Source organism: Pasteurella testudinis DSM 23072, assembly GCF_900176075.1.
GTDB lineage: Bacteria > Pseudomonadota > Gammaproteobacteria > Enterobacterales > Pasteurellaceae > Chelonobacter > Chelonobacter testudinis.
Window position 1 is genome coordinate 1 of sequence record NZ_FWWV01000060.1, and the last position, 1,857, is coordinate 1,857.

Annotated in this window: 2 protein-coding genes; both read left to right on the plus strand. The window is 40.4% G+C overall.

Going from position 1 to position 1,857, the window contains the following annotated elements; genetic code table 11:
- On the plus strand, positions 1 to 1,512 hold a 1,512-nt coding region (gene vgrG, locus B8880_RS14485; RefSeq protein ID WP_159460757.1), incomplete at its 5' end, for a type VI secretion system tip protein VgrG.
- Positions 1,502 to 1,857 (plus strand): hypothetical protein (locus B8880_RS12760; protein ID WP_208610924.1); only part of this gene is annotated, 356 nt, incomplete at its 3' end. The genes vgrG and B8880_RS12760, both read left to right, overlap by 11 nt.

The following is a 1,857-nucleotide window of genomic DNA, read 5'->3' on the forward strand; positions in this document are numbered from 1 at the left end:
TGGATTAGGGTGACACAACCGTGGGCAGGCAAAGGCTGGGGGATGTTGGCGATCCCGCGGGTAGGGCAAGAAGTGGTGGTGGATTTTCTGGACGGCGATCCGGACCAACCGATCGTAACGGGCAGAACCTACCATGCGACCAATATGCCGCCGGGTGCTTTGCCGGCGAACAAGACCCAGATGCACCTTGATTCGCAAACGTATAAAGGGGGCGGTTACAATGGCATACTGATGGAGGATGCGACGGATAATCAGCGCTTGGATCTACGGGCACAGAAGGATATGAATACCTATGTGTTGAATAATAAGCAGACCCAGGTTAATGGCCAGCATATTGAACAAGTCGCCAAAAAACAAAATATTTCCATTCAAGGTCATCGTAAGAAAGAGATTGCAAAAAATGAATTCTCTAGGGTTGCGTTGAATAATGTTGTGAATATTTCAGGGAATAAGAAAACGGTTGTTAATAAACAATTATTAGTCAGTTCAAAAAATGGTGATATTTGCTTGAGCACAGGCGGCTCGCGCATTACGCTAACCAAAGCAGGCATTGTTGCGATAGAGGGTAGCGGTAAGATTACGGTCAATGGACAAAATGCCCTTTATTTAAACCAACAAAAAGTGAGTGAGCCGCCTTCCCCAATGCGAGATTTGCTTGCGATGACAATAGCATTAAGTAATAGCGTTGCTTCATCACAACCAGACAGCGAAAAAGACGAAGCTTTATTGGGAGCACTGCTAAGTCAAGATGTCTATCATGATAAGGCTGGTGAGTTGCCCGAAGGGGTTAAAAGATTGTCGGATGATGAGTTAAATGAATTAGGGGTGGATATAAAATTATTGCGGAATGATAACAGTGGATTTTATGCTGCAGTATATCAAAAAAACGGGACTTATTTCTTAGCCTATCGAGGAACAGAAATGACTTCCAAGGCAGATATTAAGGCGGATTATGAGGGGGGAGTTGGCATATTAAACCGGCAATTTGTCTTTGCTCAAGATTTAGCTGTCAACTTACAAGAAAATTTACCGCACAATAGTCGTATGATTACTGTTGGACATTCCTTGGGAGGAGAACTCGCCAGTATCGGAGCATTGTCAACGGAGGTCACATCATATACTTATAATAGTGCGGGATTGCATCCTAAAATTCAAAAAGCGCTTAATATTGATCAGGTCTCCACTGATAAAATTACAGCTTTTTATGCAAATAACGACCTTTTAAATTTGGGGCAGAATAATCGAAAAGCTGTCGGGGTAACCGCACTTATGATTGATGGGTTGGCAAGCCATCCGGATTATTCCTTTAATCCTTCATCTATTCGCTTATTGGAGGAATACGCATTAGATGAATATGATATTCCTCTAGATATCAAGCGTGATGCTTTTGGCGTTTTCACACAAGGCAATATACCTGAGGTAGTCGGGAAAAAAGTCAAAATAAACAGTAACTCGGGGCATTCGATTACGCCTGAGTTTATACAGGGAATTAAGGAGTATTATGAAAAATAATGTGAGATACCTAAGAGCTATTATTAGCTTAAGCTTATTAATAATTTTTATATTTTTACTCTATTATTTTTTTCATTTTTTATATGCTATATATAATCATATTCCGACTGTTAATGATGAGAGAGAGAAGGTAACTATGTCTACGAATGAAATTATGAATACGCGCTTTCCGGCAAAAAATTTCTTTTTTGGTGAGCGGGCAGAGATGGGGGAAGCGATTTATCAAAATGATATTCTAAAAGTAGACACATTGTTAAAGCAAGGTATCAATGTAGATCAGCTATCAGAAAACAATGATGGGTTTACCTACCTTATGTATGCTATTTTTCTAGAGGATCGCCAGAA